General features: G+C 58.7%; 1 protein-coding gene. It reads right to left on the reverse strand.

What is annotated here, in order from left to right; translation table 11 throughout:
* Window positions 1–161: 161 nt before the first annotated feature.
* Window positions 162–491, reverse strand: a complete 330-nt coding sequence (locus ACFWW4_RS22705; RefSeq protein ID WP_393929866.1) for a hypothetical protein — start codon at window positions 489–491, stop codon at window positions 162–164.
* Window positions 492–700: the final 209 nt, after the last annotated feature.

Raw genomic sequence — 700 nt, forward strand, 5'->3', positions numbered from 1 at the left:
CTGTCAGCAGCCCCGGCAGTGGCGGTCACGGCAACGGCGGCAGCGGCAAATGCGATTGATTTGAAAGACATGAGGTTTATCCTTTTTTCAGAGTTTCTGTGAGAGAGTGTGCGTTCAGAGGAGAGGCGGACCGGCGGCATGCGCCGGCCCCGACAGACGACTTAGTTGATGTCGAAAGCTTTGGTTGCGGCGATCTGGCCGTCGATCTTGACCACAGCAATCACGTCGCGGTTTGCGGGCAGGCCGGTGTTGACGCGGGTGTTGGTGTTGGCGCCGGCGTTCAGACGCTCAGTGCCCAGCAGCTTGCCTTGCGTGCCATTGCGATAGTCGTAGATTTCGACCACGCCAGCACCTTCGGCGGTGATCAGACCCAGCTCAAGTACGTTGCCGGCTTCCAATGTGCGGCCTTGCTCGAAATATGTGTCGGCGGCACCTGCAGTGGCGGTGACGGCAGCGGCGGCGGCGGCGAAAATGATTGTTTTAACGGACATGGTTTTCTTCCTTTTCAGTCGTGTGGCCCGGGGTGGGCAGAGAGTGTGTGATGTTGTGCAGAGCGGGTCTGCGTTTCGTTTGATGAAGCTAAGATTGTCGCTGCAATGACGTTTGGGTAGGGCCGTGCTGATCACGAAAACGGGGCTGAATGTGATCGGCTCAAGTGCTTGACATGAGGGCGCGGCACCCTACCTGCCTCTCGCGTGCA

Source organism: Yoonia sp. SDW83-1 (assembly GCF_046762885.1).
Lineage (GTDB): Bacteria > Pseudomonadota > Alphaproteobacteria > Rhodobacterales > Rhodobacteraceae > Yoonia.

Coding starts and splice junctions, on each gene's coding strand:
- ACFWW4_RS22705 (WP_393929866.1), bottom strand. CDS start 491: ATGTCCGTTAAAACAATCATTTTCGCCGCCGCCGCCGCTGCCGTCACC.